The sequence below is a fragment of the Vibrio sp. 10N.222.48.A3 genome (assembly GCF_041475345.1).
GTDB classification, from domain to species: domain Bacteria; phylum Pseudomonadota; class Gammaproteobacteria; order Enterobacterales; family Vibrionaceae; genus Vibrio; species Vibrio tasmaniensis_A.
Genome location: NZ_JBFRVX010000189.1, coordinates 1 through 832, shown reverse-complemented (window position 1 = coordinate 832; position 832 = coordinate 1). Strand labels below are relative to the sequence as shown.

General features: G+C 40.7%; 1 protein-coding gene. It reads left to right on the top strand.

The genetic code is table 11. The features are described 5' to 3' along the window. Window positions 1-351: 351 nt before the first annotated feature. Window positions 352-789 carry a hypothetical protein gene (locus AB4653_RS06775; protein ID WP_017097967.1) on the top strand — a complete coding sequence of 146 codons (438 nt, stop codon included), beginning with the start codon at window positions 352-354 and terminating at the stop codon, window positions 787-789. The last annotated feature ends 43 nt before the right edge of the window (window positions 790-832 follow it).

The following is an 832-nucleotide window of genomic DNA, read 5'->3' as shown; positions in this document are numbered from 1 at the left end:
GTCTATTATTATGCTACCTTTTTTGTTGCAGCTTCGGGTAGTTCCCTTTTCGTCAATCAATTCGGACTTAACGAGTTAAATGCCGCAGGATTAACGTTTGCGTGTTGTTTTTTGTGGTTTATATGTCAACCAATTAGGAAAGCGTAGTTTTAACAAAACGACGTTTAAGACGGATTCCCAACGCTTGGCATTTTCGGATTGCTTTGAATTTAGTGTTTACGGCACGATGGTTTAGGTTTGGTGGTCAACGTTTACCCACTGCTTAACGCGGTGCTAGTTGCCGTACGCCGTATTACGTTGCTCACCACATAAGCGGCCGTCATACATCGCTAGCCAATGAGTGATAGATATATGATTTACAAATGGATTTGTGTTTTAGGATGTATAACTCTCTTGATTTACAGTTGTAGCCGAAAACAAGAAATACAAAATGGCTGCTTTCAATCGTTCTCTATATTGGCAACCGATTATTTTGGAACAAGTGAGCCTCAGGTATGGAAAATTATTGGAAAGAATGCGGGTGACGACTTCTTGCTGGATAATGAAATTTTGGGTTTTGTTGTAGACCGTGATTTTAGCTCTTATATGGAGCCACTTGCTGATAGGGAAGTGCTTAAGTTCACAGGTCGCGTATATAAGTCTTGGCCGAGTTGGCCAGAAAAACACCTTGGTGGCGGCCGCAAGAACATTCAATATGAAGTCCTTATTAACCATGGTAAGTATTTGGTTCTTGATAGAAGGTCTAGAAGTAAACACATACCATCAATTGAAAAGCGCTGTGATTTTTAACGCACAGGCGTATAACAAGCATTTGAGAGTGATTCGCAACGCT